Source organism: Pseudothermotoga lettingae TMO (assembly GCF_000017865.1).
Taxonomy (GTDB): domain Bacteria; phylum Thermotogota; class Thermotogae; order Thermotogales; family DSM-5069; genus Pseudothermotoga_B; species Pseudothermotoga_B elfii.
In genome coordinates this window covers 1,021,886-1,047,447 of the sequence record NC_009828.1, presented here as the reverse complement: position 1 = coordinate 1,047,447, position 25,562 = coordinate 1,021,886, and the positions used below count along the sequence as shown (strand labels likewise).

The 25,562-nt window shown below is 38.6% G+C and carries 27 protein-coding genes; 8 read left to right on the top strand and 19 right to left on the bottom strand.

The annotated features are described in order from the left end of the window. Positions 1-21: 21 nt before the first annotated feature. From TLET_RS05220 to TLET_RS05165, 12 genes are all read right to left on the bottom strand, one after another. The gene (locus tag TLET_RS05220) at positions 22-1,086 is read right to left on the bottom strand and encodes a BMP family ABC transporter substrate-binding protein (protein WP_012003066.1); all 1,065 of its coding nucleotides are present in this window, start codon (positions 1,084-1,086) and stop codon (positions 22-24) included. A 1-nt stretch (position 1,087) separates the two neighbouring features. Continuing rightward, positions 1,088-1,831 carry a nucleoside phosphorylase gene (locus tag TLET_RS05215; RefSeq protein ID WP_012003065.1) on the bottom strand — a complete coding sequence of 248 codons (744 nt, stop codon included), beginning with the start codon at positions 1,829-1,831 and terminating at the stop codon, positions 1,088-1,090. A gap of 3 nt (positions 1,832-1,834) precedes the next feature. After that, a complete protein-coding gene (locus TLET_RS05210; protein WP_012003064.1) occupies positions 1,835-2,758 on the bottom strand; it encodes a nucleoside hydrolase in 924 nt (307 codons plus the stop codon). 94 nt (positions 2,759-2,852) lie between these two features. Next, the gene (locus tag TLET_RS05205; RefSeq protein ID WP_012003063.1) at positions 2,853-5,387 is read right to left on the bottom strand and encodes a helix-hairpin-helix domain-containing protein; all 2,535 of its coding nucleotides are present in this window, start codon (positions 5,385-5,387) and stop codon (positions 2,853-2,855) included. 5 nt (positions 5,388-5,392) lie between these two features. After that, positions 5,393-6,289, bottom strand: coding sequence for an RluA family pseudouridine synthase (locus TLET_RS05200; protein ID WP_012003062.1), 897 nt, complete (start codon positions 6,287-6,289; stop codon positions 5,393-5,395). Then, positions 6,252-6,713 (bottom strand): signal peptidase II, encoded by a 462-nt coding sequence (gene lspA, locus TLET_RS05195; protein WP_012003061.1) that lies wholly within the window; start codon positions 6,711-6,713, stop codon positions 6,252-6,254. Before lspA ends, TLET_RS05200 begins: the two co-directional genes overlap by 38 nt. Position 6,714: 1 nt before the next feature. After that, the gene (locus TLET_RS05190; protein WP_012003060.1) at positions 6,715-7,530 is read right to left on the bottom strand and encodes a CheR family methyltransferase; all 816 of its coding nucleotides are present in this window, start codon (positions 7,528-7,530) and stop codon (positions 6,715-6,717) included. Then, the gene (locus TLET_RS05185; protein WP_012003059.1) at positions 7,499-8,266 is read right to left on the bottom strand and encodes a hypothetical protein; all 768 of its coding nucleotides are present in this window, start codon (positions 8,264-8,266) and stop codon (positions 7,499-7,501) included. The genes TLET_RS05190 and TLET_RS05185 overlap by 32 nt, the downstream gene beginning before the upstream one ends. Continuing rightward, positions 8,263-9,024 (bottom strand): YebC/PmpR family DNA-binding transcriptional regulator, encoded by a 762-nt coding sequence (locus TLET_RS05180; RefSeq protein WP_012003058.1) that lies wholly within the window; start codon positions 9,022-9,024, stop codon positions 8,263-8,265. Before TLET_RS05180 ends, TLET_RS05185 begins: the two co-directional genes overlap by 4 nt. 11 nt (positions 9,025-9,035) lie before the next feature. Continuing rightward, positions 9,036-10,397 carry a PP2C family protein-serine/threonine phosphatase gene (locus TLET_RS05175; protein ID WP_012003057.1) on the bottom strand — a complete coding sequence of 454 codons (1,362 nt, stop codon included), beginning with the start codon at positions 10,395-10,397 and terminating at the stop codon, positions 9,036-9,038. Beyond that, a complete protein-coding gene (locus tag TLET_RS05170) occupies positions 10,387-10,761 on the bottom strand; it encodes a response regulator transcription factor (protein ID WP_012003056.1) in 375 nt (124 codons plus the stop codon). The genes TLET_RS05175 and TLET_RS05170 overlap by 11 nt, the downstream gene beginning before the upstream one ends. Further along, positions 10,743-11,378: a DUF2344 domain-containing protein gene (locus TLET_RS05165; RefSeq protein WP_012003055.1), complete on the bottom strand. Its 636-nt coding sequence runs from the start codon at positions 11,376-11,378 to the stop codon at positions 10,743-10,745. Before TLET_RS05165 ends, TLET_RS05170 begins: the two co-directional genes overlap by 19 nt. Positions 11,379-11,484: 106 nt before the next feature. Between TLET_RS05165 and TLET_RS05160 the strand changes: the two genes are divergently transcribed. From TLET_RS05160 to TLET_RS05150, 3 genes are read left to right on the top strand one after another with little or no spacing between them, the layout of a single operon-like run. Beyond that, positions 11,485-12,984 (top strand): HD domain-containing protein, encoded by a 1,500-nt coding sequence (locus TLET_RS05160; RefSeq protein WP_012003054.1) that lies wholly within the window; start codon positions 11,485-11,487, stop codon positions 12,982-12,984. Between the two features lies 1 nt (position 12,985). Beyond that, complete coding sequence (locus TLET_RS05155; protein WP_012003053.1) at positions 12,986-14,785, top strand: polysaccharide biosynthesis protein; 1,800 nt, start codon at positions 12,986-12,988, stop codon at positions 14,783-14,785. Next, positions 14,782-15,657, top strand: a complete 876-nt coding sequence (locus TLET_RS05150) for a glycosyltransferase family 4 protein (RefSeq protein WP_012003052.1) — start codon at positions 14,782-14,784, stop codon at positions 15,655-15,657. The genes TLET_RS05155 and TLET_RS05150 overlap by 4 nt, the downstream gene beginning before the upstream one ends. Here the strand turns inward: TLET_RS05150 and TLET_RS05145 are convergent. The 4 genes from TLET_RS05145 to TLET_RS05130 are packed head-to-tail and all read right to left on the bottom strand — an operon-like array spanning position 15,562 to position 18,928. Then, complete coding sequence (locus TLET_RS05145) at positions 15,562-16,452, bottom strand: DUF1385 domain-containing protein (RefSeq protein ID WP_012003051.1); 891 nt, start codon at positions 16,450-16,452, stop codon at positions 15,562-15,564. The genes TLET_RS05150 and TLET_RS05145 overlap by 96 nt on opposite strands. 11 nt (positions 16,453-16,463) lie before the next feature. Then, a complete protein-coding gene (locus TLET_RS05140) occupies positions 16,464-17,759 on the bottom strand; it encodes a sensor histidine kinase (RefSeq protein WP_012003050.1) in 1,296 nt (431 codons plus the stop codon). Then, on the bottom strand, positions 17,743-18,357 hold the full coding sequence (locus TLET_RS05135; protein WP_012003049.1) for a response regulator transcription factor: 615 nt from the start codon (positions 18,355-18,357) through the stop codon (positions 17,743-17,745). Before TLET_RS05135 ends, TLET_RS05140 begins: the two co-directional genes overlap by 17 nt. Before the next feature lie 19 nt (positions 18,358-18,376). Beyond that, positions 18,377-18,928: a transglycosylase SLT domain-containing protein gene (locus TLET_RS05130; protein WP_012003048.1), complete on the bottom strand. Its 552-nt coding sequence runs from the start codon at positions 18,926-18,928 to the stop codon at positions 18,377-18,379. 54 nt (positions 18,929-18,982) lie between these two features. Between TLET_RS05130 and dnaX the strand changes: the two genes are divergently transcribed. The 5 genes from dnaX (at position 18,983) to tpiA (ending at position 23,810) form a co-directional block, all read left to right on the top strand. Continuing rightward, entirely contained in the window at positions 18,983-20,380 is a 1,398-nt protein-coding gene (dnaX, locus tag TLET_RS05125) for a DNA polymerase III subunit gamma/tau (protein ID WP_012003047.1), read from the top strand. A 6-nt stretch (positions 20,381-20,386) separates the two neighbouring features. After that, positions 20,387-20,731, top strand: coding sequence for a YbaB/EbfC family nucleoid-associated protein (locus TLET_RS05120; protein WP_012003046.1), 345 nt, complete (start codon positions 20,387-20,389; stop codon positions 20,729-20,731). 78 nt (positions 20,732-20,809) lie between these two features. Beyond that, complete coding sequence (gap, locus tag TLET_RS05115; protein ID WP_012003045.1) at positions 20,810-21,808, top strand: type I glyceraldehyde-3-phosphate dehydrogenase; 999 nt, start codon at positions 20,810-20,812, stop codon at positions 21,806-21,808. Positions 21,809-21,861: 53 nt separating this feature from the next. After that, the gene (locus TLET_RS05110; RefSeq protein ID WP_012003044.1) at positions 21,862-23,055 is read left to right on the top strand and encodes a phosphoglycerate kinase; all 1,194 of its coding nucleotides are present in this window, start codon (positions 21,862-21,864) and stop codon (positions 23,053-23,055) included. An 8-nt stretch (positions 23,056-23,063) separates the two neighbouring features. Then, positions 23,064-23,810 carry a triose-phosphate isomerase gene (gene tpiA / locus TLET_RS05105; protein WP_353738046.1) on the top strand — a complete coding sequence of 249 codons (747 nt, stop codon included), beginning with the start codon at positions 23,064-23,066 and terminating at the stop codon, positions 23,808-23,810. An 8-nt stretch (positions 23,811-23,818) separates the two neighbouring features. Here the strand turns inward: tpiA and TLET_RS05100 are convergent, their stop codons facing one another. From TLET_RS05100 to TLET_RS05090, 3 genes are read right to left on the bottom strand one after another with little or no spacing between them, the layout of a single operon-like run. Further along, a complete protein-coding gene (locus TLET_RS05100; protein ID WP_012003042.1) occupies positions 23,819-24,493 on the bottom strand; it encodes a 2-phosphosulfolactate phosphatase family protein in 675 nt (224 codons plus the stop codon). Positions 24,494-24,495: 2 nt separating this feature from the next. Further along, on the bottom strand, positions 24,496-24,732 hold the full coding sequence (locus TLET_RS05095) for a glutaredoxin family protein (RefSeq protein WP_012003041.1): 237 nt from the start codon (positions 24,730-24,732) through the stop codon (positions 24,496-24,498). A 50-nt stretch (positions 24,733-24,782) separates the two neighbouring features. Then, the gene (locus TLET_RS05090) at positions 24,783-25,460 is read right to left on the bottom strand and encodes a hypothetical protein (RefSeq protein ID WP_012003040.1); all 678 of its coding nucleotides are present in this window, start codon (positions 25,458-25,460) and stop codon (positions 24,783-24,785) included. Positions 25,461-25,562 lie beyond the last annotated feature (102 nt).

The window sequence follows — 25,562 nt, the reverse complement described above, 5'->3', positions numbered from 1 at the left end:
TTTAAGTCATGCAAAAATTTCTCATGGTTTCACACTTGCCCTTAACTGATTTAATTCTTCCTGAGACATTTCAAAAACGGTACCAACCTTTATTTCACCAGAGATGATTTTCTTTTCTATCTGTGCTATCTCGCTTCTGAGATGTTCCGGAACAATTTGCCTGTAATATTTGTTGTCAGCTATTCCGACACCCCCCTCAGCTATACCAAGTGACTCAACCTGACCATAGCCTAATTTTCCTTGTAAATGTAACTTCAACCCTCTGAAAATGGAATTATCGACATTTTTCATCATAGAAGTGACAATATGATTTGAAATTTCTGGATCCGTAGATTCATACATCAAAGCCTGATCAGAGTCAACTCCTATAACCCACCGATCGACCTCTTTTGCTGCTTCAAGCAAACCAATCCCCGTGTTTGCAGCAACGTTGAATATAATATCTGCGCCATGACGGTACATAGCCAAACTGATCTCTTTTCCCTTGGCTGGATCGTTGAAACTGCCAACATAAGAAATAAGTACTTTTATTTCTGGATTTACATATTTTGCTCCTTCAATATAACCTACAAGGAAATCATTGATAACAGGTATATCCACTCCACCTAAAAAACCTATAACTGGTTCCGGATTGGTTTTTGGAATTCCAGATGTGGTAATCAATGCTGCCAGTGCACCAGCCAGGAAAGACCCTTCGTTTTGTTTGTAGATCATCGAATACACGTTATCAAGTTTGCTTTTGTTGTAATCTACAGAAGCATCAAATATAAAATACTTTTTTTCAGGATGCATGGGAGCTACTTCTTCAAGTATCTCTTGCATTTGCCACGTACCAACTATTATCACATCGTAATCCTGATCAGATATATCTTCCAGATACGGTCTCCAGTTCGCCGGATTGTAATTTGCCTCAATAACCTTTCCCTGAATCCCCAGTTCCTCAACAGCCATCTCGAGGCCCCTGCCCGCTGAATCGAGAAAAGACTTGTCACCAAGTCTTCCGTTCAAAAGCAAGGCGACTTTAAGTGGTTCCGCTATAGAAAAAATCACAATCATAGCAAGCAGAAAAACCAAAATTTTTCTCATCTCATGCACCTCTTTCGATGAGAATTTCTATGGCTTTCAAGGCTATCATTATAGATTTTTCCAGACCCTGTTCAAATTTTTCCCCAGCCTGGATATACCCTTCATCTGTCAATTCTTCGCGAACAGTTAATATCGCACCAGTTTTGAGTTTTTTCAACGATCCAATCACATAAAGTGCTCCTATCTCCATTTCTACTCCTAAAACACCGGCTTTGATCAACTGTTTCTCCAGATGACCATGCTTTTCTTCATCAAAAGCTTTTCCATAATAAGAATCTGTTGATAAAACTATTCCAACGTGATAAGGATTTTCCACGCGTTTTGCGGCCCCTATCAGAGCATTCACAACAGAAAAATCAGCTACTGCAGGATATTCGGGAATTATATACTGGTTAGTTGTACCATCCATCCTGACTGATGCAGTAACTATCAGACTGTCGCCAAGATTTAAACCTTTTTGCAATGCCCCGGTTGTTCCAACGCGAATTACTACTCTTGCATTTGTGGTGGCAAGCTCTTCAATGCCTATAGCCATGGCTGGCGAACCCATCCCTGTAGACATAACGCTGACCTTTTCACCTTTAAGGTAACCTGTGTAAGTGAGATATTCCCGGTTATCCCCAACCTTTGTTGCTTCTTGAAGATATTTAGCCACGCGCTCTACTCTTCCCCTGTCACCAACAACAATCACATATTTTCCCACATCGTCAGGTTTAACTCTTATGTGATACCTTGGATCTACCATGACTTACACCCCTTTCAAAAGGCTAATTTTTTCGAAGAATATTTGAAAAAATCTTTCTCTTTTTACGCTCAGCAGAACCCTGGCGTTGGCCTTTTTTCCCGATGTATTCCACAGATCAACTACCGTTTGCCCATATGTAAGTTCACCTTTTGTCTCTATATCAACGTGATATTCCTTTGACTCAAAGATTTCGGGGCTAAGAAGGTACATCACAGTACATGGATCGTGTAAGGGTACACCTTCTATTCCAAAAACCTTTTTGTAAGCTGATTTGAAAAAAATCAACAAATCTGAAAGAATTTCGAATTTCTGGCCAAGTGATCTTATACGAAAAATCTCTTCATCAGTAACTATTACCTGATGAGTGAGATCTAAGGGAACCATCACAATAGGTACGCCAGATTCAAAAACAATCTTTGCCGCTTCCGCATCCGCAAAAATATTGAATTCCGAAACTGGCGTAACATTTCCAAATGATATACCTCCACCCATTAGAACAATAGAATTTAACTTGTGAATCAAATGAGGATGCATCAAGATAAGAAGAGCAACATTTGTCAAAGGGCCAGTAGCAACAAGAGTCACATCATCGTACTTTTCTATAGTCTCAGCCATGAATTGAACTGCATTTGTTTTTTCTATAGGCCGTTTCATTGCTGGGAGATTTGCTCCTTCCAGGCCAGATTGACCATGAATATCTGGAGCAATCACTATATTTCTTAACAGAGGTTTTTCACGCCCTGCAAAAACTGGCAAATCTATGTCAAACAAATCGAGGATGGTTCTCGCGTTTCTACTTGTGTTATGCAAATAAGAATTTCCAGCTACCGTCGTTACTCCAGTCAAACCAAGCTCCTTTGACGCTCCGGCAATCAACAACGCAAATGCATCATCGTGACCCGGGTCACAATCAAGTATCAAATGCACTTTATCTCCTCCCATGCTGTTTTTAACAAAAAGATTCTACCAAAATTCTATTGAGATAGCCCACATATTGTGAAAAAATAACGGCATGATGCCTTTAAGCGGAAATTACCCTGATTTTATAACTCTCAAGTCTTGGACGCGTAGAATTAATCAACACCTTTTTTCCAAGCAACACCACCTGGGTATCTTCATATTCAGAAGCCTGTTCAAAATCTTTCTCGTCAAAACAACCATAAAATTCATAAACTATCGATTTTACCTGCGACAAATCATAATGAGCCTCAATTGATCCATTAGCTCGCAATATAATTAGATACTCTCCATCTTGAAGATTTTCTCTAATCCGAATGACAGAAAGGCTATCACACGCATATCCTTTCTCAATATTTACAGAAACAGGTAGTGTTCTGGCATAAGAATAGACATCACTGAGAGGTGCAAATTTTCTTGATAGATACGTTTTGAATGGCGTTAGCGGAAAACCATATACCTGCTCTTCAAGCTTTAAGATATCTATGTGCGTCATATTAGTATCAAACCTGCTTTCTCGTTTACCAAAAACAGTGGAAATTTCTAACAACGATGGGTCAAAACCCTTTTGAAAACTGTTAAACGCCTTTATAGAATTTTCACGCGTGTGATAAATGCAATCAAAGGCGCCAGCGTGAGCTAACCTCTGAATTGTAGAAAGTGGTAAAGAAGTCTTTTTAGCAAAATCCTGTATATCCTCAAAAGGTGCTCTGTTCTGGCAAAGCTGTACGACCGATGATCCCACACCAGCAATTGCTTCCATGGGTAACTGAAATTGGTCTTCTTTCAAATCAACAGGATTAACAGATGGTTGAATAACCTCAAAACCTGTGGTTCTCAATTCTTGAACAGCGGCGAAAACCTTCGAAGGATCATTTGAATGTTCTTTTATATAATGTTGAAAGAAAACTTTTGGAAAATGGTTCTTTATATAAGCGAGTTGATAGCTCAACATAGCATACGCTACACTGTGGGATTTATTGAAAGCGTAAGAGGAAAACTGGATAAGAATGTTTGCAAGCTCATTCACAAAGGATTTACTGTATCCTTTGTCAATCATTTTATTTCTTAGTTTTTCTACAGCTGCTTTCATTATCAATCTATCTTTATGGGACATGGCCTTCCTAAATAAATCTGATTCAGCAGGAGACATATCTGCCATGCTCATTGCAAGTTTCATTATCTGTTCCTGATATATCACTACTCCAAATGTTTCAGGAAAAAGATCTTCGTGGTATTCTCTATTGCATCCTCTTTTTCTTTCAGCATATATTCGATTTAGCCTTGCAATTAGTGGGCCTGGCCTGTTGATTGCAAGTAATACCGAGAGTTCGTTAAACTCTTGAGGCCTTACTTGTCTGCAAAGCGATCGAACTGGCAATGATTCAAGCTGAAAGATCCCTGTTGTTTTTCCAGAAGATATCATTTCATAGGTTGAAAAATCATCTACAGGCACAGAATCTATTTTCAGAGTTTTTTTCATATTAGAAATCATTGTTAGAGTTGTCAAACCAAGCAAATCTATCTTTGTAACGCCTATTCCCTGTAAGGAATCCATGTCGTACTCAAGTATGCGAAAATTGGAATCTCTCACCATGGGGAGGTTCAAAACTTCATTTGCTATGATTAGGCCGGCAGCATGCACGCTTCTTCGGTACGGAAGTTTGTTCAGTAATTTGATATGTTCATCTTTGATAGTCAAATTCAACCTCCTGGCCTCAGCATTTATGGATTTTAAAGACAGTGTAGAAAAACTGGAAATTTGAGCACAAAAGGGAAACACGCGTATTAACTGTTCTATGAGCATGGATCTTTTTCTATCCTCAACATCTATATCAATATCTGGAGGTTCCTGTCTGTACTCGTTCAAAAATCGTTCAAAAAGCAAATCATGTTTAACAGGGTCGATTTGGGTTATACCAAGAATGAATGCAACCAACGATCCAACAGCACTTCCTCTTCCAGGACCAACGCAAATATTCATGGACCTGGCAGTATCCACTATCTTTTTAACGGTATAAAAATACGACTCGAGATTCATTTTTTCTATTATCTCAACTTCGGATTCGAATCTGGGCTGATAGCCCGGTGGTACTTTTTTTGAAAAATTTCTCAGCCATCCTTTTTCGGGTTTTGGAAAACTCATCTGCACTTTCAGGTCATAAGGCTTGCAATTCAACGCGTCTGCGACATCTGTAAGATTATTTTCAAAATAAGCGCCTTTTTTTGGTTGAACGGATAATAACTGGCATAAAAAAGCGTGTGCTTCATAATCTGATTCTCTGAGGTAATAGATCAATTTGACTGAATCAATATTTACCCATGGCGTTTTGGGCTGAGATGATTCGTTATATGCTTTAATCAATTCTTCATACTGGTCGCGGTCCTGCGCGTAAAAGATTTTTTCATCAATTCTCAGGGCATGAACGGGGATAATTCCATTACTACGACAAATTTTATTGAAGTGTACACAGGCATGAAAATTTTGATCAGCAAGCATGAGCGATTTCAAGCCAAATGATTTTGCTGCATTGACAACCTCTTCAAGTCTCAGAATAGATCCTTCAAAAGAGTAGGGTGACACTATACAAGCGATCACGGCTTTCACACTCCGGATGAAATTAACCGAATAGTCTCTTTAAAATCTTCTGGAAGAGGCGCGATAAATTCAATCCACTCATGTGTTCTTGGATGGTAGAAACCAAGTTTGGTTGCGTGGAGCATTTGCCTTGAAGCGCCTGAACCTTTTCCATACAATTTGTCCCCTAATATGGGGTGATTTATACATTTCATATGTACTCTTATTTGATGTGTCCGACCAGTTTTTGGAAATGCCATGAGCAAAGTCGCATGTTCAAAATATTTGATAACTTTATAATGTGTAACAGCGATTCTCCCGATTTCACTGGCAGCCATTTTTGTGCGCAAAACTGGATGACGGGCAATGGAAATTTGTATATCTCCTTCCAAATGCTCCACCTTTCCGCTTACCAGCGCAAGATACATTTTGAAAACTTTCCTGTCTTTAAATTGATTCGACAAATTATGATGCGCAAAATCATTTTTGGCTACAACCATAACTCCCGATGTATCTTTGTCTAATCTGTGAACAATTCCCGGTCTCAACTCACCACCAATACCTTTCAAATCCTTGCAATGATATAAAAGAGCATTAACCAATGTACCGGAATTGTGTGAAGGTATAGGATGAACAATCATACCAGCAGGCTTGTTTACAACTATAATATCTTCATCTTCGTAAATAACACCAATCTGTATTGGTTCGGGTTCTATTGAGATGCTCTGGGCGTTACTCGGTATGGAAATTTTTACCACATCACCGAATTTTACCCGATAGTTCGGCTTGCGGATGACATCATTTACAGTCACTTTTCCCTCTTTTATGGCCCTTTGCACAAAACTTCTGGAAATCGCTTTTGGTATCCTCTGGAGGAGGAAGAGATCAAGTCTTAGGTTCACTTCGCTTTTCTCGACCGTCATCTGCAAAACTTCTCTCTCCCCTCAAAAGGCTCAGTAAAATCAATATACCTCCAATAGTTATGAATGAATCTGCAATATTGAATATTGCCGGAAAATATCTCACGCTTATAAAATCCACAACATAACCAAATCGAAATCTATCAATCATGTTACCTATAGCACCACCAACCACCATTTGTAAACCTACTCTGGTAAGCAGAGAACATCTAATAAAAATTGGCAAAGCCGCAAGAAGGAATGTGACTGCAAATGTTATCCAGAGAACCCAGGGAGATCTTGAAAACATTCCAAAAGCTATACCTGTATTACGAGTATATGTAAACCACAAAATCCCCGGAATAGCAAAAAACGGCTGAACAAGATATTTCTCAACTATCATTTTTGAAAGCTGATCCATTAGTATCACAAAGGTTACCCAGAACATATCACTTCACCCTTTGGTAGAAAAAAGGGCTTATTACTTTCAAATTAAGTTCGGCATAATTGAAAATACGCTCGGTGCTTCCAACAAACAAAATTCCACCGAGCTTAAGAGATTTCGCAAAATTTCTGTAGAGCTTATCTTTTGCTTCTGGTTCAAAATATATAACTACATTTCGGCAAATTATAAGGTCTACGGATTCAGGAAAAGGATCCTGGAGCATATTATGTTTTCTGAACAGAACCCTTTTCTTGGCGTTTTCTTTTATTTTGTAAGTCCCATCTAAAAGATCAAAATATTTGTCGAGATATGATTTTGGTGTACTAACCATTGATCTTGCTTCATAAATACCTGATCTTGCTTCCTCCAGGGCTCTTTCATCAAGATCAGTTGCCAGGATCGAGGCAGATAACGGAGCTCTTAATTCTTCCAGTAAAATAGCAAGAGAATACGGCTCCTCACCGCTTGCACAACCAGCACTCCAGGCTTTGAAATGCCCTCTCGAAGCATTTAAGAGCCCTGGTAGGTGCCTATCTCTGAGCTCCCACCATTTTTCTGGATTTCTGAAAAATTCAGTGACGTTTATAGTCAATTTGTCAAGAAATTCCTCTTTCGCTTGCTCATTTGCAAGCAAAAACCTTAAGTATTCCTGAAACGAGTTGAGTTTATATTTTCTTATCAATATTTCTATTCTCCGTTTTACCCTGTGAGGTTTATAACCAGACAGGTCGAGTCCAAAATATCTGTTGACTTCTCTAACGAACCATTGAAAATCTTCCAGGGGTAGCTCACCAGAAAACTGGGAAAGAAAGTCCTGCATACCATCTCTCCTTCTCAAATTTCGCAATCAGGTAAATATCCAGTATTTTTTTTCTAAAATCAATTGATTCATTTGTCGCAATGATCCATTCATCTTTGTTAAACCATCCAAAACCTATTTTTGTTTCAAATCCCATGTATTGTAGAAAAAAGTACATTCTGTTTAATGCCAGAGCGAATCTCATGCCTACATTTGGTATAACGAAAATTAAAGCGTTCTGATAAACGATTTCTAAACCATAACCATAGTTGGAAACAAAAGGTTCGAGCTCAAAGTTATAAAACTTTAATGGCACACCAAGATGATAACTTCCATTGTTACTCAACGATATGGAAAAATAACTTGACCTGAAAAATATCGAATAATCTTCCTGTACAACTCCTCCAATTGCCCCATTAAATGCCCACAGGCTTGTCGTATAAGGCTCGTAATCTACGTTGCTGTAACGAAGCCAGCTCATATCCGGCATTGAAAATTTGACCCCAGACGTATCAAAATCAAGCGAAAGATATTTAAGGCTATCGAAAGGCTTAAGCAAAGGAAACAATACCGGTTCTTTAGAATCACTGACAACACCACCGGTAAAAACCAGATCGGCCTGGACTTTCCAGAACTCAATATGTGGCAATAGCGTAAAGCCAAACCACTGAGCACTACCAGGCGCAAAATCGAGATTTACCGTGGCAGCAAAACAGCTCAGTGGTATCAGTAGAAATACCAGCCAGATTCTTTTCATTGATTCATCTGAGAAAGTATAGCCTCCATTTCTGCGTCGTCCATTTCGAAATTCGAATAAACATCCTGAACATCATCCATATCTTCAAGTGCATTAAGCAATGCCAGAATTTTTTCAGCATCCTTGCCTGTGACCTGAACAGTATTTTTGGGAACGTAAGATATACCCGCTTCAGCCTTATACCCATTTTTTTCAAGTTCTTCTTTCACGCTCATGAGATTATCCGGCGAAGTTGTGATTCTGACTGGGTCGTCCTGATCGTCTATGTCCTCTGCGCCTGCGTCTATTGCCATCATGACAAGTTCCTCTACATTGGCAACCTGATCGCGCGGAACACTTATTATGCCTTTTCTCTCAAAAATCCACCCCACTGCTCCAAGGTCTGCGAGGCTTCCTCCGTGCCTGCTCAACACATGCCGAAGTTCTTGAGCGGTTCGATTTTTGTTGTCTGTAAGAGCACGTATGTACAGAGCTACTCCACCTGGACCATAAGCTTCATAGATAATTTCCTGGTATTCTACACCTTCAAGCTCTCCTGTTCCACGCTTGATTGCCTTTTCGATATTTTCTCTTGGCATATTAGCTTCTTTGGCCTTTTCAATTGCTGTTCGTAACCTTGAATTTGTTTCCGGGTCTCCTCCGCCTTCGCGAGCGGCAACGATCAATTCACGAATAAGTTTAGTGAATAATTGCGATTTTTTCGCGTCCTGGGCCATTTTTCGATGTTTTATATTCGCCCACTTGTTGTGACCTGACATTTTCTTCCCTCCTAAGTTAGATTCTCTCCAAGATATTTTATCACCGTTATAGTTGTATCGTCATGTCTCTGAGTACCGTACGAAAAATCATCAACGTCTGCTTTTATCCTTTCGATAATTTCAACTGCTGTTTTCTCTCTGGTCATTAGAATCTGGTTATATAATCTTTCGAATCCATATTCATTTCCGTTCTTATCTCTTGCTTCAGTAACACCGTCCGTATACGCAACAAGAAGATCGCCAGGTTTCATCTTTGCTTCAAACATTTTATACGTAATATCCTTTATTATCCCAAGCGGCATATCTTGAGCCCGAATCGATTTCAAATCAGATCCGGATAATAATAATACAGGATTATGCCCGGCATTGACAAATTGAAGAACGCCGCTCGAATGTAAGCAAAGCAATATCATTGTCACAAACCGATCTTCCTCAAGATCATCACACAGCGCATTATTCAACTCAATAGCGAGCTTAGAAATATCATCAATTGTCCTGTACAAAGTCCTTAGAGCACTTCTCAAAGAAGTCATCATCAATGCTGCTGGTATACCTTTCCCCGATACGTCAGCAACTGTCACGAAAACTTTATCGTCCTTTACAAGGATATCATAATAATCTCCTCCAACCTGTATTGCTGGTATGCTATCGGCACTGATTTCTACGTAACTCAAAGATGGCAACCTCGAAGGAAAAAGCTTTTTTTGAATTTGCCTTGCTATCTCAAGCTGCTCTTTGAGCCTCTGCCTTTCAACTTCTCTTTTGAGTCTGACATATCTTTCACATATTGAAGCCAATAACTGAGCAGTAGCTTCGAGAATTTTTCTGTCTGCTGCTGTAAAAAAATCCGGAGATCTTTCAACCAGGGTAATCCTCCCCCATACAATATCACTACTTTTTACAGGAACAGATAAAAGATTCCGCACTAAATTATTCTGAGATGGTTCTATTAGCAAAACCTGATCATCTTGCTCGATCAGTCTAATAGACCTTTCGAACAAATCTCTATCAAAATCAAACAACTGCTCATAATTCGTATGTTTGTCCATAACATCCAGCTCAATTGAAATAGCAAAAAATGGAATAGTTTGCTTTAAGAGTTCTACAAGGGCATCCAATTTTTCTTCCGGATCCATTACGTTGGCAAGCAAATTATTGAGTTCAAAAAGAGTGGCTATTTCCTGGTATGTTTTCGACAGTTCCTCTATGTGTTCTTCCAAAAGCTTTGTACAATCTTTACGACGTTCGTTGAGCTCAATTAAAATTTTATCCATAGCGTTTGCTATATCTTTCAAACTCGCAAATCCTTTGTAAGGGGGGAGCTCAACGGCTTTTGAAATACGTTCATAAATTTCCTTAAGGTCACTTTCCACGCTGAATCACCCTTCTAACTTCCTCGAGCAATTTCAAAGGGCTGAACGGTTTTGTCAAAAAGCTATTTGCGCCAAGTTCAAGAGCCGTTTTTGGATCACTTTCGCCACCTTTTGCCGTCAACATTATTACCGGGATTTCTTTCAAATTCTCATCTTTTCTCATTGTTCTGAGGACTTCAAAACCATCTATATACGGCATCATAATATCAAGTATTACCAGATCTGGTTTTTCCTGTCTCAATTTTTCAAGCGCTTCTCTGCCGTCTTTTGCCTCCTGCACGGAATAACCTTCTTTGATTAAATTGAAACTAACTATTTTTCTTAAAACCTCAGAATCATCCACAACTAACACTCTGTATCCCATGAAGATTCCTCCAGAATCTCAGATAATGGTCTTTCATTACAAAAAGCCTCTGTGCATTCAATCAGCAGAAAACCATCTCTTCTGTTTAAAATAGATTCGTACAAATATTTGGCGTGAACCATTTTATCCTTTGGTTGTAAATATTTTATCACAGCAAAATCACCTTTAAAGTCAAAAGACACCTGATGAAAAAAATCTTTCACAAGGCCATATTTTCTTTTTTCGGGCACTTCCAGTGGTTTTTCCTCATCATATCTGGAAATATCCACACTGCTTTTTGGAATGATCAGTCTAAACTCATAAGAAGTAACAAGCCTGTTCATATTCATTTCTGTCCACCATAATTTGACTGGGTAAAGACCACAAAGAGATGTTCTCTTCAATTTGTTGAGGGCTTCTACTTTATTTTTAAACGCAATTCTCACATACAGCGCTAAATTGATCACGCCTGTTGGCACAGGGTCCAGATATGACACTTTTACCTTCTGATGAAACCCCTCTGTCATAATCAAAGGCAATCCAGAGCGCCGCAAGTTTCTTTCGATCGCATTTGAAGTTTCTATCGCTGAAAGAAATCTTATCAACCCGTATTTTTTGTATCTTACGATTGCAAACATTTTTCCTCCTGAAATATTAGACTCAATAATTATACTACGAAAAAATGTAGTCGAATTCAATTGCTTGGAGTATAATGTACTGTGAGGATTAAAAGGAGTGACGAACTTGTACTATAAAGTTTCGCGTGATCCTATACATTCAGAAATTTTTCTGTACCCCCTGGAGATTCTGGCAATTGACACAAGGCCTGTTCAAAGACTTCGCTATTTATCTCAGCTTGTTGGAGCCGAACTGGTTTATCCCGGAGCAACTCATAACAGATTTGCGCACTCACTTGGTGTTATGCATATTTGCGGTTTGTATGCATCAAAGTTATTTGAAGAACCCGCTAAGAGAAGAATTATAAGACTTGCTGGTTTATTGCACGATATAGGTCATGGTCCATTCAGTCATCAATTCGATGACATAGTTTACAGGAGAATGGGATTTAACGATGGCCACGATCAATTCAGGGAAAGAATATTATTAGAGTTAATGCCAAATGAAATGATGGATTCTTACAGAAGAATCTCGGACAACAGAATGAGAAAAGCCATTGCTGAAGATTTGCGCGAAACAATGCAAACAGAAGAGATATCTTTCGAAGTTTTTCGAAAATTGATGGAATTAGTGAACAAAATTTTCAAGGGAGAAGAATCCGGGAGTGTTGAATTCAATATTGTTCAGGGCCCACTTGGAGCAGATAGATTTGATTTTCTCTTAAGGGATTCTTATTACAGCGGGACGAGGCATTTCGGAGTGGGAGCTCTCGATAGAATCATAAGGAATTCTTTCATAAAAGAGAAAGATTCCAAATCCATCCTTTGCTACCACGTGAAAATACTCGATCAAATTTATACAAGTTTGTTTGGAAGATTTATGATGTATAAAAATGTCTATTTTCATAAAACATCGAGGGCAGCTGACCTTATGATACAGGAAATACTTTCCTGTATTTACGAACCCCTCAGGCTCGCCGAAAAAGTTAATAACCTTGAGGAATTTCTCGAACTAACAGACCAGTCTATATTGTCTTTGATCAAAAATGAATTCCGTAAACTCCTGGAAAAATATGATGCAGAGGAAGAAGATCTCCTTGAAGAAAAGACAGAAGTCAATTATGTAGATCGTCTTTTAATAAAAGCGTACAGATTGCTGAGAAGATTCGAGTCGCGGAATCTGTGGAAACTTCTAACTGAAACAAGTTTTACCGCTTCTGGAGCGGACCCTTCAGTGATGAGCAAAGCAGTAGCCAATAACACTCTTGAGAAAATAAAACTAAGATTAGAGGAACTCGAAAAATCTGCGGAAATACCGGAAGAAGACAGGCAGATTCTGTCAGAAATATTGGAGAATTTCAACGAATTTTTCAAAATCGATACGCCATACAAACTTTCCTTAATACATCCTAATGAGTTCATAAAAAGCAACGTTTTTCTGTACGACCCTTCAAGAGAAGAGATCTACTCTATGGAAGATTACCTGAAAGAACACCCTGCTTATCAATTGATGGCAAGTAACCTTGTTCAAATAGTGCGAGTGTATGTAACGCAGGATATCCGGCAAATCCTTAAAAAATACAATATTTTACCAGATAATGGCCTGGAGCTGACAACGAGGTGGTGAAGTGAAAAGGAAGATGGCACTTTTTCTTATCGACATCAGCTTGACTTTTTTTGCCGGTGTAGTAGCTCTTTTTGTGAGATTAGGCTTCGACTGGCCTGAGCTCGCAAAATATTTTTTAAGTATACCTATTTACTGCACAATAGCTGCCATTGTGTATATTGCGAATGGGACATACAAAATAGTTTGGCTTTATGCTTCTTTTAAAGATATGGTGCTGTTGATGAGAGGAACAATTATCGCATATCTTTTAAATGTGGTTTTTTTTCACCTGACGAATTTTGTTGTTTTGCCCCGATCAGTTGGAATGATGACTTTTCTCGGTTCAACAATGATTCTCATAGCGAGCAGATTTTTTTGGCAATGGCTAAACACCGTCCCACCCTCAGCAGGAAAACGTGTACTGATAGTTGGTGCAGGTAGTGCCGGAACCATGCTACTTGAAGATTTTGAACACCGCCCACAGCTCGGCAAGGTAGTTGGATTCATCGACGATTCACCAAGAAAGATAGGCAGGAAAATTCATGGTGTGCCTGTGTACGGTCCCGCTGATAGAGCTATGGAAATTGTAGAGATGCTCAAAATCGACGAAGTTATTATAGCTATACCTTCAGCCACAGCTGAGCAGATGAGGAGGATCATTTCTCTGATAAATCCAAGAAGAGTAAAGATAAGAACTCTTCCTGGCATATATGAATTAACAGATGGTCAAGCAAGAGCGGGATCGCTCAGGGAACTAAAAATAGAAGATCTGCTTGGAAGAGAAGAAGTAAAAGTTGATCTGCAGCAAATAAAATCGTACATAAACGGTAAAAGAATAATGGTTACCGGTGCCGGCGGGAGCATAGGAAGTGAATTATGCAGGCAGTTATCAAAACTTGAACCTTCTACTCTTATACTGCTTGGTAAAGGAGAAAATAGCATATATAAAATTGACGAAGAACTCCGTGTAGAAAATCCATCCGTAGAAAGAATAAGGGTAATAGCAGATATATCAGATCCAACCAGAATGGAACAAGTTTTTCGACTAACAAGGCCACAGATAGTTTTCCATGCTGCTGCACATAAACATGTTCCGTTGATGGAAGAAAATCCTTATGAAGCCCTGAAGGTAAATACACTCGGAACAAAAATCGTTGCTGAACTGTGCTGTAAATTTGAAGCCGAAAAAATGATATTCATATCAACAGATAAAGCCGTTAATCCTTCTTCAATAATGGGTGCAACAAAACGATTAGCTGAATTACTTCTTCTCTCAATGAATCAGGGTTGCAAAACCAATTTCGTTATTGTGAGGTTTGGCAATGTTATAGGTAGTCGAGGAAGTGTAGTTCCAAAATTCATGGACCAAATTTCAAAAGGCGGCCCTGTTACAGTAACAGATCAGCGCATGGTGAGATATTTTATGAGCCTTTCAGAAGCAGTATCTCTGGTTTTACAAGCTGGAAGTTTTGGAACAAACAAAGATCTTTTTGTTCTTGACATGGGTAAACCCATATCCATAGATGAACTTGCAAGAACAATGATTTTGCTCAATGGGTTGATACCAGAGCAGGATATAAAGATTGTTTACACAGGCAGTAGAAGTGGCGAAAAAATGTCTGAAGAATTATTCTATGAAGATGAGTTCGTTGAGTCAACGAAGCATCCAAAGGTCAAAATGGTGAAAACAAAAAAGAAGATAGCTTATGAAGAACTCTGTAAATCACTTGAAGAAATGATAAAACTGTCAATAGACAAACCTGGAGAATTGATAGAATACGTGAAACGCTTTCTGAGATCCATTGAAGAGGGGAAAAAATGACTTTTATTGTTTCATTCTTTTTAAATCTGCTTTTCGTGGGATTTTTTGCAAGAAAATTTCCTCTCGATATGCCAAACTCAAGAAAGATTCACACCATACCCATACCATTAACTGGTGGTGTAGCTATATTCATTGCACTACTTGTAACTGAAAAAAATCTCTTAACCATAATTCCAGTTGTTTTAGCTTTTTCACTCGGATTTCTGGATGATATAGAAGATTTGTCTTACAAAATCAAGTTACCTGTTCAATTCTTAATAGCCCTGAGCGCTCTTTTTGTGGTTTCTCAGAAAATAACTTTTTTTGGAATAACATTAAACAATACATTGGGCAGAGTAATTGAATTATTCTGGTTCATGTCAATGCTCAATGCAATCAACATGATAGACGGTATAGATGGACTTGCATGTTCCACAACAATGATAAGTTCACTCCTATCAAAAGAATACAGCCTTGCTTTGGCCGTTGCGGGGTTTTTACCATTCAACTTGCCCAGAGCAAAATCTTTCCTTGGTAATAGTGGCGCAACATTGCTTGGAATATATCTTCCCATGAGGGTGCTTGAATTTTTTGATGGCGATCTGGGATTTGCCACAATCTTTCTCGGATATCCGGCTTTCGAGATACTGAGCAGCTTTACGCGCCGAATAATAAAACACAAAAATCCACTCGTTGCAGATAAAGAACATACCCATCATCTATTGATCAAAAAAACCAATATCTATAAGACTTTAATTGTTCTACTCTCTTTTTCGCTGCTTTGTAACCTCCTCGGCCTATCCAAAAAACTCTGGTCCTTCGTGATCTACTTGTGCATCTGCGCTGTTTTCTTCGCTTATTGCTTCCTTCAGCGCCGCGATAGCAACCGCTAACTGCGATTCATCAGGTTGGGCAGTTGTTAATTTCTGCAGAAGCAGGCCTGGCAAAATGAAGATCTTGCTGATCTTTGATCTTCTGGCAGAAATTCTGAGAAACTCGTACGCAACACCTATGACCAGTGGTATAAAGACAACTCTAATCACTACTCTCCAGGCCAAACTGTTCGGTTTTACTATACCCAGCAAACTGAAAACAATTATAGAGGCTATAAGAAAAATCATAGCAAAATTTGTACCACACCTTGGATGAATAGTACTATGTTTTACTGCATTTTCGACGGTCAACTCTTCTCCGGCCTCGTATGTATGTATACTCATATGTTCTGCTCCATGATACTGGAAAATTCTTTTTACATCTTTCAAAAATGAGATAATACCGACGTAGATAAGAAACATCGCGATTCTTATTAAGCCTTCTGTGAGTGAAAACAAAAACTCATTTTGTTTTAAGAATCCCAGGAGATTTGTTATCATGACAGGAGAGATTATAAATAAACCGACAGCCATCACTACAGCTAAAAAAATAGACCAGAATGTTTCTGATTTTTTCATTTTCTGTCCGGAGCTTATCTCGGCTGATCTGTCCAGAGCGTATATTCCATAATAGAGAGAGTAAAATAGACTAACAATTCCTCTTAGAAAAGGAATTTTGAAGAACTTCGATTGTGAAGGAGATTTTTTTGCTATTTCCTCTATTACTATCTTTCCCTCACTGTTCCTAACCGCAACAACAACTTTTTTGCCCATCATCAGAACACCTTCGATTACAGCCTGTCCACCTACTTTCATATCGTCCCTCCTTAGTTGCACGGTGGCATTTTTACGATAAATTCACTGCCTTTGTTGAGTTCGCTTTCTACTTCAATCTTACAATTCATGGTTTTCGCAAGTTTTTCCACCAGTGATAATCCCAATCCATATCCTTCGCTTGATCGAGATTTATCCCCTTTGTAAAACTTGTGGAATATTTTGTTTTTTTCAAATTCACTCATACCTATTCCAAAATCTTTTACACTTACCCAGCTATCACCACATTTGAGAATTATTTCTTTTCTGTCTTTTGAAAACTTCACAGCATTTTCAACCAATGCTTTTACAATGATTTCAAGTACCCTCGGGTCTGCGTATCCACAACCTTGACCTTCGACATATATTGAAAATTCCTTGAACTGTAATCGAAACTGCTCTGCAAGGTTATGTAAAAAAGTGTTGAGCTCTATATTTTGAAATTCTACTTTCGTAACAGGTTTCGAAAGCGATAGCAGAGTTTCAACCAGCTTTGCAAGTTTAATAGAAGTATCCTGGATCGTTCTGGCAGACTCAATAACTATTTCTTTGTTGTATGAAAACTTTTGCATCAATTCTGCATAACCCTGTATAGTTGCCAGCGGCGTTTTCAACTCATGGGAAACATCATTTATGAAATCATTCTGTGCTTCAAATCCAACCTGGAGCCTGTCAAGCATCTCATTGATTGTCTTTGCCAGTTTTGAAACCTCATCATTTGTTTCAGGATCATGGACTCTCTTGGCTAAATCCGCAGCATTTATATCTTTCAGTTCATCTGTTATTCGACGCATTGGTGTGAGAGATTTGTTTACAAAATAATTCCCAAGTACAAAAGAAAAAACACTGAAAATCACCCATAGCATGAAAAAGGACCTGGCAAGAATTCTAAGAAAATCACCCATGCCTCCAGCCGGAGAGAGCAGGTAATAATCTCTTTCTTTGTTAAGAACAACGAACTTTGCTTTGAAAACAAGATATTCATCTTCACCCAGTTTTATGTAGGCGGGATTTTTAACTGAGAAAACACGAGAAAGAAAATGATCAAAATTTTCATGCTCAGTATTTATAGAGCCCGCTATTAAATTACCATTTTCGTCAATAATAGCTACACCTGGGGGTAAAGCAAAATTTCTCATAACCCCGGGCATTCTGAGAAATTGAAGAACATTCTGCCTCAAAGACTCGACAGATCGGTTTAAATGTATATTTTTCACCAGCTTATAAGCACTAATCAATCCAAAGCCAAGAATTATCGAAAAAAATGTCGTATACCAGAATACCATTTTCCATTTAAGCGTCGAGAACATAACCAGTCCCTCTCACAGTTTTAATAAAATCTGCGTATTCTCCAAATTTATCCCTCAAGTACTTTATATAAACATCAACTATGTTTCGGCTTATATAACTGTTGTTTCCCCATACTTCTTTGAGCAATTCATCTCTACTCACAACTTTTCTCATGTTAACATAGAGGTGGTATAAAAGAGCACTTTCCCTGTCTGAAAGAATTGTTTCTCTGCCATCAGGAAAGCTAAGAATTTTCGATTTCATATCAAATGTCAATGGACCTATTTTCAACAAATCTGTTTTTCTAACCCTTCTGGCTACAGCTTCGACACGCGCCAGCAATTCATCCAGGTGAAAAGGTTTTGGGAGATAATCATCGGCTCCTTTTTTCAAGCCGCGTATCTTATTTTCAACCTCACCTCTGGCAGTTAGAATAACTATACCAACTTCTGCATCGGTTGATCTTATTTTTTCCAAAACCTCAAAACCATCCATACCTGGGAGCATCAGATCAAGCACAACAACCACTGGATTTTCCAGTAAAAATGTTTGCCATCCATCCTCACCATTATGAGCCACATATACTTCATAGCCGTTATTTTCAAAAAGAATCTGCAAAAGACGGGCTATTTTCGGATCATCTTCTACTATCAGTAATCTGATAGGCCATCAACTCCTTGTATTGCTGAAAAATCCTGTTGGCATACTCTGTTTTCATACTACCACCATTGTACAACTCAAGCGCCTTTAAAAGATTGCCGGAAGTTCTTTGAATCAAATATTTGAGATATAAGACACCGTATTCAATGTTCAACTCATAGTTCCAAAGCAGGGTTATCCATCCTTCTTCAGGCTCAGATAAGTCGTAGATTTGCGCGACAAATTGTGCTGTCTGTGGTTTGATTTGAACTAAACCAAGCTCACCATACATGCCAACAACATTCCTGAACTCACTTTCCACTTTTATTAGGGCTATTATTATCAAAGGATCAAGATCATATTTTTCTGATATTTCAATAATACTCTCATACAAATCATCTATTATTTGTTCATCCACGATCAGACCGTGACCAGATCGGCTTTCTATAACGAGCTCCTTAAACCAGCTCGGAGTCGTGTTAGCTACAAATGTGACACTGAAAAATACGAGAATCAATAAAAAGCCTGTTTTTAATCTCGAATATACCATTTTGCACCTCCACAAAAGTCTTATCTGTTATAATTTAATCAAAGGAGGAACCACATGGAAGCCCTTTATCGAAAATATAGGCCAAAGAACTTCGATCAAATAATAGACCAGCTTCAAGCAAAATTGGTTCTCCAAAATGCATTACTCAAAAATAAGATATCACATGCATATATATTTTCAGGCCCCCGGGGAACCGGCAAGACCTCTGTTGCGAGAATTCTCGCGAAGGCTCTGAATTGCTCAAACAGAAAGGGATATGAGCCATGCTGTGAATGCGAAAGTTGTCTCTCTATCGACAGAGGAACGCACCCAGATGTTATAGAGCTTGATGCAGCTTCAAACAGAGGTATTGATGAAATTCGCAAAATCAGAGACGCAGTTGGATTTAAACCAATGCTCTCGTCGCACAAGATTTATATAATTGATGAGTTTCACATGTTAACTCGTGAAGCATTTAATGCTTTACTGAAAACTCTTGAAGAGCCTCCTGAAAAAGTACTTTTTGTGCTCGCGACAACCAATCTTGAAAGAGTACCACAAACGATAATATCGAGATGCCAGGTCATAGAATTCAGAAATTTTAGCGAAGATGCTATCCTTGAAAACATCAGAAAGGTTGCCCATTTTGAGTCGATAGAGTTGCATGAGGACGCAGCAAGAATGATAGCTAGAAGAGCATCTGGCGGTATGCGTGATGCGTTATCTTACTTAGAGCAAATTGCAAATTATGCTGATGGTCAAGTGATAACGCCACAGGTCGTGGAAAAAGCCCTTGGACTCGTACCAGATGAAATAGTTCAAAGGTACATTAAAGCCATCAGAAACGGACTGGTAAAAGAAGTCGGGGAACTGGTGGATGAGGTACATAGAAGTGGCTTAGATGTCGATCAGTTATTGCAGTCATCTATCGAAATCATAGAAGAAGAAATTTCACGAAATCCATCAAGAGATCTAATATCAATTGGTGAAAATTTGGTTTTGATTCTCAGAGAGCTCAAATATAGTGAGAATAGAAAAGCTATTTGCAAACTCCTTTCGATGAATCTTGCTTCGAAGTTTGAATCACCTGAAAAAATTGAGCATGATTATGAAATCAAAAATAAATCAACCGAAAAATCAGAACCCGTAGAAGAGAAAAAAAGTTCAAAAGAAAAAAGCAAAATAGAGGAACTTCTGAGTTATTTGAAGGAACAGGGCGATATGGCTATTTGTATAGCTTTGTTACAGTCTAAAATCTCAGACAGAGGAGATAGTATTGAGATATCCTTACTACCTTCACAGAGATTTCAGTACGAGTATCTGAGGGAAAAAATCCTTGAAGTTGAATATTTGTTTAAAACATATGTGAAAAGAAACTGCGTGGTAGATATACGCTTGGACGAAGACCGAGAAAGGAGAATCCTCCAGAAACTCCAGGAAAGTTTTCCGGGAAAAATTCGTATAGAGGAGTGAAGTTGAGTGAAAAAAATAAAAGGGTTTGGTGGAAAAAGTTATGGCAAAATTGATAAGAGTAGCGGGTTTGAGCAGATTCAACAAAAAATGAGAGACGAGATTGAGAAACTCGAAAATTCTTTTGAAAACATAGAAGTTTCATCTACATCGGGTGGCGGAGCAGTAAAGGTAACAGCCAAGTGCAATTATGAAATTGTCTCTATTGAGTATGAAGATTCTTTGCTGGAAGATAGAGAAATGTTCAATGACTTGATAGTTGCGGCTATTAATGAGGCGTTGCGAGAGGTAACAAAAAAACGCGAGGAGGAGCTTTCAAAAATAGTTGGGTTGAGTGGATTACCTGGTTTGTGAGATTTTACACAAAGTGATCACCATTTTAAACAAAGATGATATAACATAATACTGAACATTCAAAAGGGAGGGAAAAGCATGAAAATAGCAATTAACGGGTTTGGACGTATTGGAAGAATCGTGCTCAGGGAAATCCTTAAGAGAAATTCGAAAGATATTGAAGTTGTTGCTATCAACGACATAACCGATACCGCTACTCTTGCTCATCTTTTTAAGTATGATTCTGTTCACAAGATTTATCCAGGTGAGGTTTCGGCTAAGGAAAATGAACTGATTATCGATGAAAAAAGCTACAAAGTTTTCAGCGAAAAAGATCCATCGAAATTACCGTGGAAAGATCTTGGTGTTGATATAGTCATTGAATCAACAGGAATTTTTAGGGACAAGGAAAAAGCTTCACTCCACCTTCACGCAGGAGCAAAGAAAGTGATAATTACTGCACCGGCAAAAGGAGAAGATATAACCGTAGTTATAGGTTGCAATGAGAAAAATTTGAAACCAGAACATACAGTGATTTCATGTGCTTCATGTACAACAAACTCAATAGCACCAGTAATCAAAGTGCTCCACGAAAAATTCAATATTTTGAGTGGTTTCTTAACAACAGTTCATGCTTATACAAATGATCAAAGAGTTCTTGACCTTCCTCATAAAGATTTGAGAAGAGCGAGAGCTGCTGCGGTGAATACCATTCCTACCACAACTGGTGCAGCAAAAGCAGTTGCCCTGGTTGTTCCAGAATTGAAAGGAAAACTTGACGGTGTAGCATTAAGAGTTCCAGTTCCAGATGGCTCAATCACAGATTTTGTTGCAGTAGTTGAAAAATCAACCACAGCTGAGGAAGTAAACGAAGTTATGAAAGAGGCATGCGAAACATCACTTAAGGGAATTGTCAAATATAATACTGATGAAATAGTAAGTAGCGATATAGTGGGGACACCATACTCGGGTATTTTTGATGCAACGTTGACAAATGCTAAGGGCAATTTGATAAAGGTGTTCTCCTGGTACGATAATGAATACGGTTATAGCTGCCGTGTTGTTGATACAGTTGAACTGGTTTCAAAAATGATTTAACTCAAAAGAGGGGTGTTATCCCCTCTTTTCACAAGTCAACAGGAGGTGATAAGATGAAAAAATTGACAATAAAAGATATAGATCTTTCAAATAAAGCAGTGATAATGAGAGTTGATTTTAACGTCCCTATCGGTAAAGATGGAAAAGTATCTGACGACACACGAATCACAGCCGCTCTTCCAACAATCAAATATGCTGTCGAGAAAAAAGCAAAAGTTATATTGCTTTCTCACTTGGGCAGGCCAAAAGGATCATTTGATCCAAAGTATAGTTTAAAGCCGATCGCGGAGCATTTAAAAAATATATCAGGTTTGAATGTAATCTTTGTTCCACATGTAGTTGGTGAAGAAGTAAAAGAAGCTGTGAAAAATATGAAGGTTGGCGATGTACTTTTACTTGAAAATACCAGATTTCATCCTGGCGAAGAAAAGAACGACCAGGAATTGGCTAAAGCCTGGGCGGAGCTTGCCGATATTCACGTAAATGACGCGTTTGGTACAGCACACAGGGCACACGCCTCAAATGTCGGTATTGCAAATTTCATACCCAGTGTCGCAGGGTTCCTTATGGAAAAGGAAATTGATTTTCTGAACAAGGTCACTTATGAACCAGATCACCCATATGTAGTTGTGCTTGGTGGTGCGAAAGTATCGGATAAAATAGGGGTAATAACTAATCTCTTAAACAAAGCTGATAAACTCCTCATCGGTGGGGCTATGATGTTCACATTTCTCAAAGCCCAGGGATTAAAAGTCGGATCCTCCCTGGTCGAAAATGACAAACTGGATCTTGCAAAACAAATACTTGAGCAAGCAAAGGAAAAGAAAGTTGAGATAGTCCTCCCTGTGGATGCCATCGTTGCCCAAAAAATAGAAGCCGGCGTTGAGAAGAAAACAGCTGACTTAAAAGATGGAATAGATGATGGGTGGATGGGATTGGATATAGGTCCAAAAACAATAAAAGTATTCGAAGAAGCTTTGAAAAACGCTAAGACTGTCGTTTGGAATGGTCCTATGGGCGTTTTCGAAATTGAAGATTTTGCAGGGGGAACGAAAGCTGTTGCTGAAATGATAGCCAAAATAAAAGGAACAACTGTTATAGGCGGGGGAGATTCTGCGGCAGCTGTTGCCAAATTCGGTTTGGAATCAGCTTATTCGCATGTCTCGACAGGAGGAGGAGCATCACTCGAATTTCTTGAAGGAAAGGATCTCCCAGGTATAAGGAGTATTGCTGATAAAAAAAAATAGATAGAGTCATATTAGCTGGTAACTGGAAAATGAACAAAACTAATGAACAGGCTAAATTCTTTGTTAATAAACTTGTTCAGGATCTGGCGGGTATGAATTTCAAGATAGTATTGTGCCCGCCTTTTGTTTGCCTCTCCGATATTACAGAAATACTCAAGGGAAGTAACTTACATATAGGTGCACAGAATTGTTATTACGAAAATTTTGGAGCCTTCACCGGTGAAATCTCTCCTGTGATGCTTAAGGAATTGAATATTGAATATGTAATCATCGGCCATTCCGAACGTCGTCACATTTTTGGTGAAACAGATGAAATGATCAACAAAAAGATCAAAGCTGTACTCAGCAATGGTATGAAACCAATCATATGTATTGGTGAAACAAAAGAAGAGAGGGAAAAGGGATTAACCTTTTGCGTCATTGAATCTCAGCTGAGACAAGCATTGTTTGGTCTGAACGAAGATGATGTCAGAAAGATTGTAATAGCTTATGAGCCAGTGTGGGCTATTGGAACGGGGATAGTTGCAAAACCACATCAGGCTCAACAAGTGCATATGTTTATACGAAAGTTGCTTGAACAACTTTATGGTCAGGAATTTGCTCAGCAGATACCCATTTTATATGGAGGTAGCATTAAGCCTGATAATTTCCTTGGGTTAATGATTCAGCCGGATATTGATGGCGGCCTGGTAGGTGGAGCAAGTCTTGATGATCAGTTTGTTGAACTTGCAAAGATAGCCTCCTGGTTAGTATAAACAAGCCCCTATGGGGCTTGTTTTATAAAGCGATCTTCAACAAAAACCGGTACAATGCTGTATAAATCTGTTTGAGAACAGAATGTTATATCTGACGAGAATCCATATTCAGCGAGTTCTTGAGCATGCTGCGATTCAAAGAGAAGTTTTGAAAGATCCTTTCTCCTGGATTGCTTCCATAATTCTCTTGATATTCTTGCTCCATCCGTCAATTTATCATTTAGTTCATAGACAATTGCACCGGCACAGAGTACATCTTCATACGCAATCTTTCCTTTTTGCCCGGAACATACAATTGTCACATGGTCATGATTTCTCAGCTGTTCGATAACTGCATGTAAATTTAGAAAACAAGCTGCATACAATTTCTGTGAATTGATCATTGATATAGCTCTTGTGCCATTTGTTGTTGTGAGAATAACCTCTTTGTCTTTCACAGTGAAATACTCTATAGGAGAATTTCCGAGATCAAACCCTTTTGGTTTTATTCCTTTTCTTTCCCCACAGATCAGAATATTTTCCGCTTTTCTCTTTTTAGCCTCTGCTATCTTCCTGACAGGTACCACACATCTGGCACCATTCGCAAGTGCTGTGACAATAGTACTTGTTGCTCTCAAAACATCCACAACAACACAAACATGTTGCTGTGATACAGGTTCAGGTAAAAACAGAACATCAATCAATTTTATCTCACTCCGAGGAGTTTATCTATTCTCGCTCTATCAAAACCAATTACAAGCTGGTTCCCTATTTCAACAACAGGGACACCTGTTTGACCGGTCCTTCTCACAAGTTTTTCAGCATCTTTTTGGCTTTTTGATACATCTACCTCTGTAAATTTAAGACCAAGTTCCCTGAGATAGCTTTTCACTTTGACACAATAAGGGCAACCTGGCGCGGTATAAACTGTTATTTTATACATTTAGCCACCTCCGACAAATATTGTACTCTTTTTGTCGGAATTTTCAATACCTATTTTTTTATATCATCTCTTATGGACTGTATACTATTTGCATCCAGGTAAACCCGCTGATATGTTTTCCCATCAACAACAATCTGTATGGGTTTATCGGTAATAGATTCAGGATAGTAATATCTTGAGGCATTCCTTTGCAACTCATACATTAATTTTGCAAGGCCAGCAGGGGTAAAAGTTGTCTCTGGCTTTAGTGCTGACACCCATTGTTTAAAAAACAAATAATCAAAGGTTTTTGAATTCCTGTTTGATAGCTTCTTCAGAAGGTTTTCAAAATTATCCTCCTCCTGGCCCAAGACCTGTTTTGAAAATTTCGAGATCTGTTCCTTGCTTACAACGGCGTAATATCTTCTGTTTGAAGTTGACTCGATCATTGCTTCTGAGAAGCTGAAAACTTCCAGTGGGTTTTGTACGTCCAGGGATCTGTTGGTCAATGGATTAAAAGAGTACTGTGGAAATCTTAAAATGTATATCATTCTCTTAGTTGTGTCAACTCGTATGAAATAAGCCACATTGTCATCTTTGCATACAAAAGCAAAATGGACAGTCTCGGACAAAAATTCTTCCGAGTTCTTGATAGCATTTGAACTTAGCAAAAACCACAGGCCAAAACTTCCGGCAGCAATAACAGCCACTAACAGAAACCACAAGAAGCCGCTTCTTCTTTTTTTCATAATCTCATGCCTCCCTCACGACTGCTGTCAAATTAGCTTCTTTCATCAATAACTGCTTTTTTTCGTAAGCTAATATTGGTTAAATAAATTCAAATATGAATC

What these genes read in the sequence shown, in the direction of transcription:
- TLET_RS05095 (WP_012003041.1), bottom strand. Translation starts at nt 24,732, where the DNA reads ATGTATAAAATAACAGTTTATACCGCGCCAGGTTGCCCTTATTGTGTC.
- TLET_RS05150 (WP_012003052.1), top strand. Translation starts at nt 14,782, where the DNA reads ATGACTTTTATTGTTTCATTCTTTTTAAATCTGCTTTTCGTGGGATTT.
- TLET_RS05170 (WP_012003056.1), bottom strand. Translation starts at nt 10,761, where the DNA reads ATGGGATACAGAGTGTTAGTTGTGGATGATTCTGAGGTTTTAAGAAAA.
- TLET_RS05130 (WP_012003048.1), bottom strand. Translation starts at nt 18,928, where the DNA reads ATGGTATATTCGAGATTAAAAACAGGCTTTTTATTGATTCTCGTATTT.
- TLET_RS05190 (WP_012003060.1), bottom strand. Translation starts at nt 7,530, where the DNA reads ATGCAGGACTTTCTTTCCCAGTTTTCTGGTGAGCTACCCCTGGAAGAT.
- gap (WP_012003045.1), top strand. Translation starts at nt 20,810, where the DNA reads ATGAAAATAGCAATTAACGGGTTTGGACGTATTGGAAGAATCGTGCTC.
- TLET_RS05185 (WP_012003059.1), bottom strand. Translation starts at nt 8,266, where the DNA reads ATGAAAAGAATCTGGCTGGTATTTCTACTGATACCACTGAGCTGTTTT.
- TLET_RS05215 (WP_012003065.1), bottom strand. Translation starts at nt 1,831, where the DNA reads ATGGTAGATCCAAGGTATCACATAAGAGTTAAACCTGACGATGTGGGA.
- TLET_RS05145 (WP_012003051.1), bottom strand. Translation starts at nt 16,452, where the DNA reads ATGAAAGTAGGTGGACAGGCTGTAATCGAAGGTGTTCTGATGATGGGC.
- TLET_RS05220 (WP_012003066.1), bottom strand. Translation starts at nt 1,086, where the DNA reads ATGAGAAAAATTTTGGTTTTTCTGCTTGCTATGATTGTGATTTTTTCT.
- TLET_RS05140 (WP_012003050.1), bottom strand. Translation starts at nt 17,759, where the DNA reads ATGTTCTCGACGCTTAAATGGAAAATGGTATTCTGGTATACGACATTT.
- dnaX (WP_012003047.1), top strand. Translation starts at nt 18,983, where the DNA reads ATGGAAGCCCTTTATCGAAAATATAGGCCAAAGAACTTCGATCAAATA.
- TLET_RS05110 (WP_012003044.1), top strand. Translation starts at nt 21,862, where the DNA reads ATGAAAAAATTGACAATAAAAGATATAGATCTTTCAAATAAAGCAGTG.
- TLET_RS05090 (WP_012003040.1), bottom strand. Translation starts at nt 25,460, where the DNA reads ATGAAAAAAAGAAGAAGCGGCTTCTTGTGGTTTCTGTTAGTGGCTGTT.
- TLET_RS05180 (WP_012003058.1), bottom strand. Translation starts at nt 9,024, where the DNA reads ATGTCAGGTCACAACAAGTGGGCGAATATAAAACATCGAAAAATGGCC.
- TLET_RS05165 (WP_012003055.1), bottom strand. Translation starts at nt 11,378, where the DNA reads ATGTTTGCAATCGTAAGATACAAAAAATACGGGTTGATAAGATTTCTT.
- lspA (WP_012003061.1), bottom strand. Translation starts at nt 6,713, where the DNA reads ATGTTCTGGGTAACCTTTGTGATACTAATGGATCAGCTTTCAAAAATG.
- TLET_RS05200 (WP_012003062.1), bottom strand. Translation starts at nt 6,289, where the DNA reads ATGACGGTCGAGAAAAGCGAAGTGAACCTAAGACTTGATCTCTTCCTC.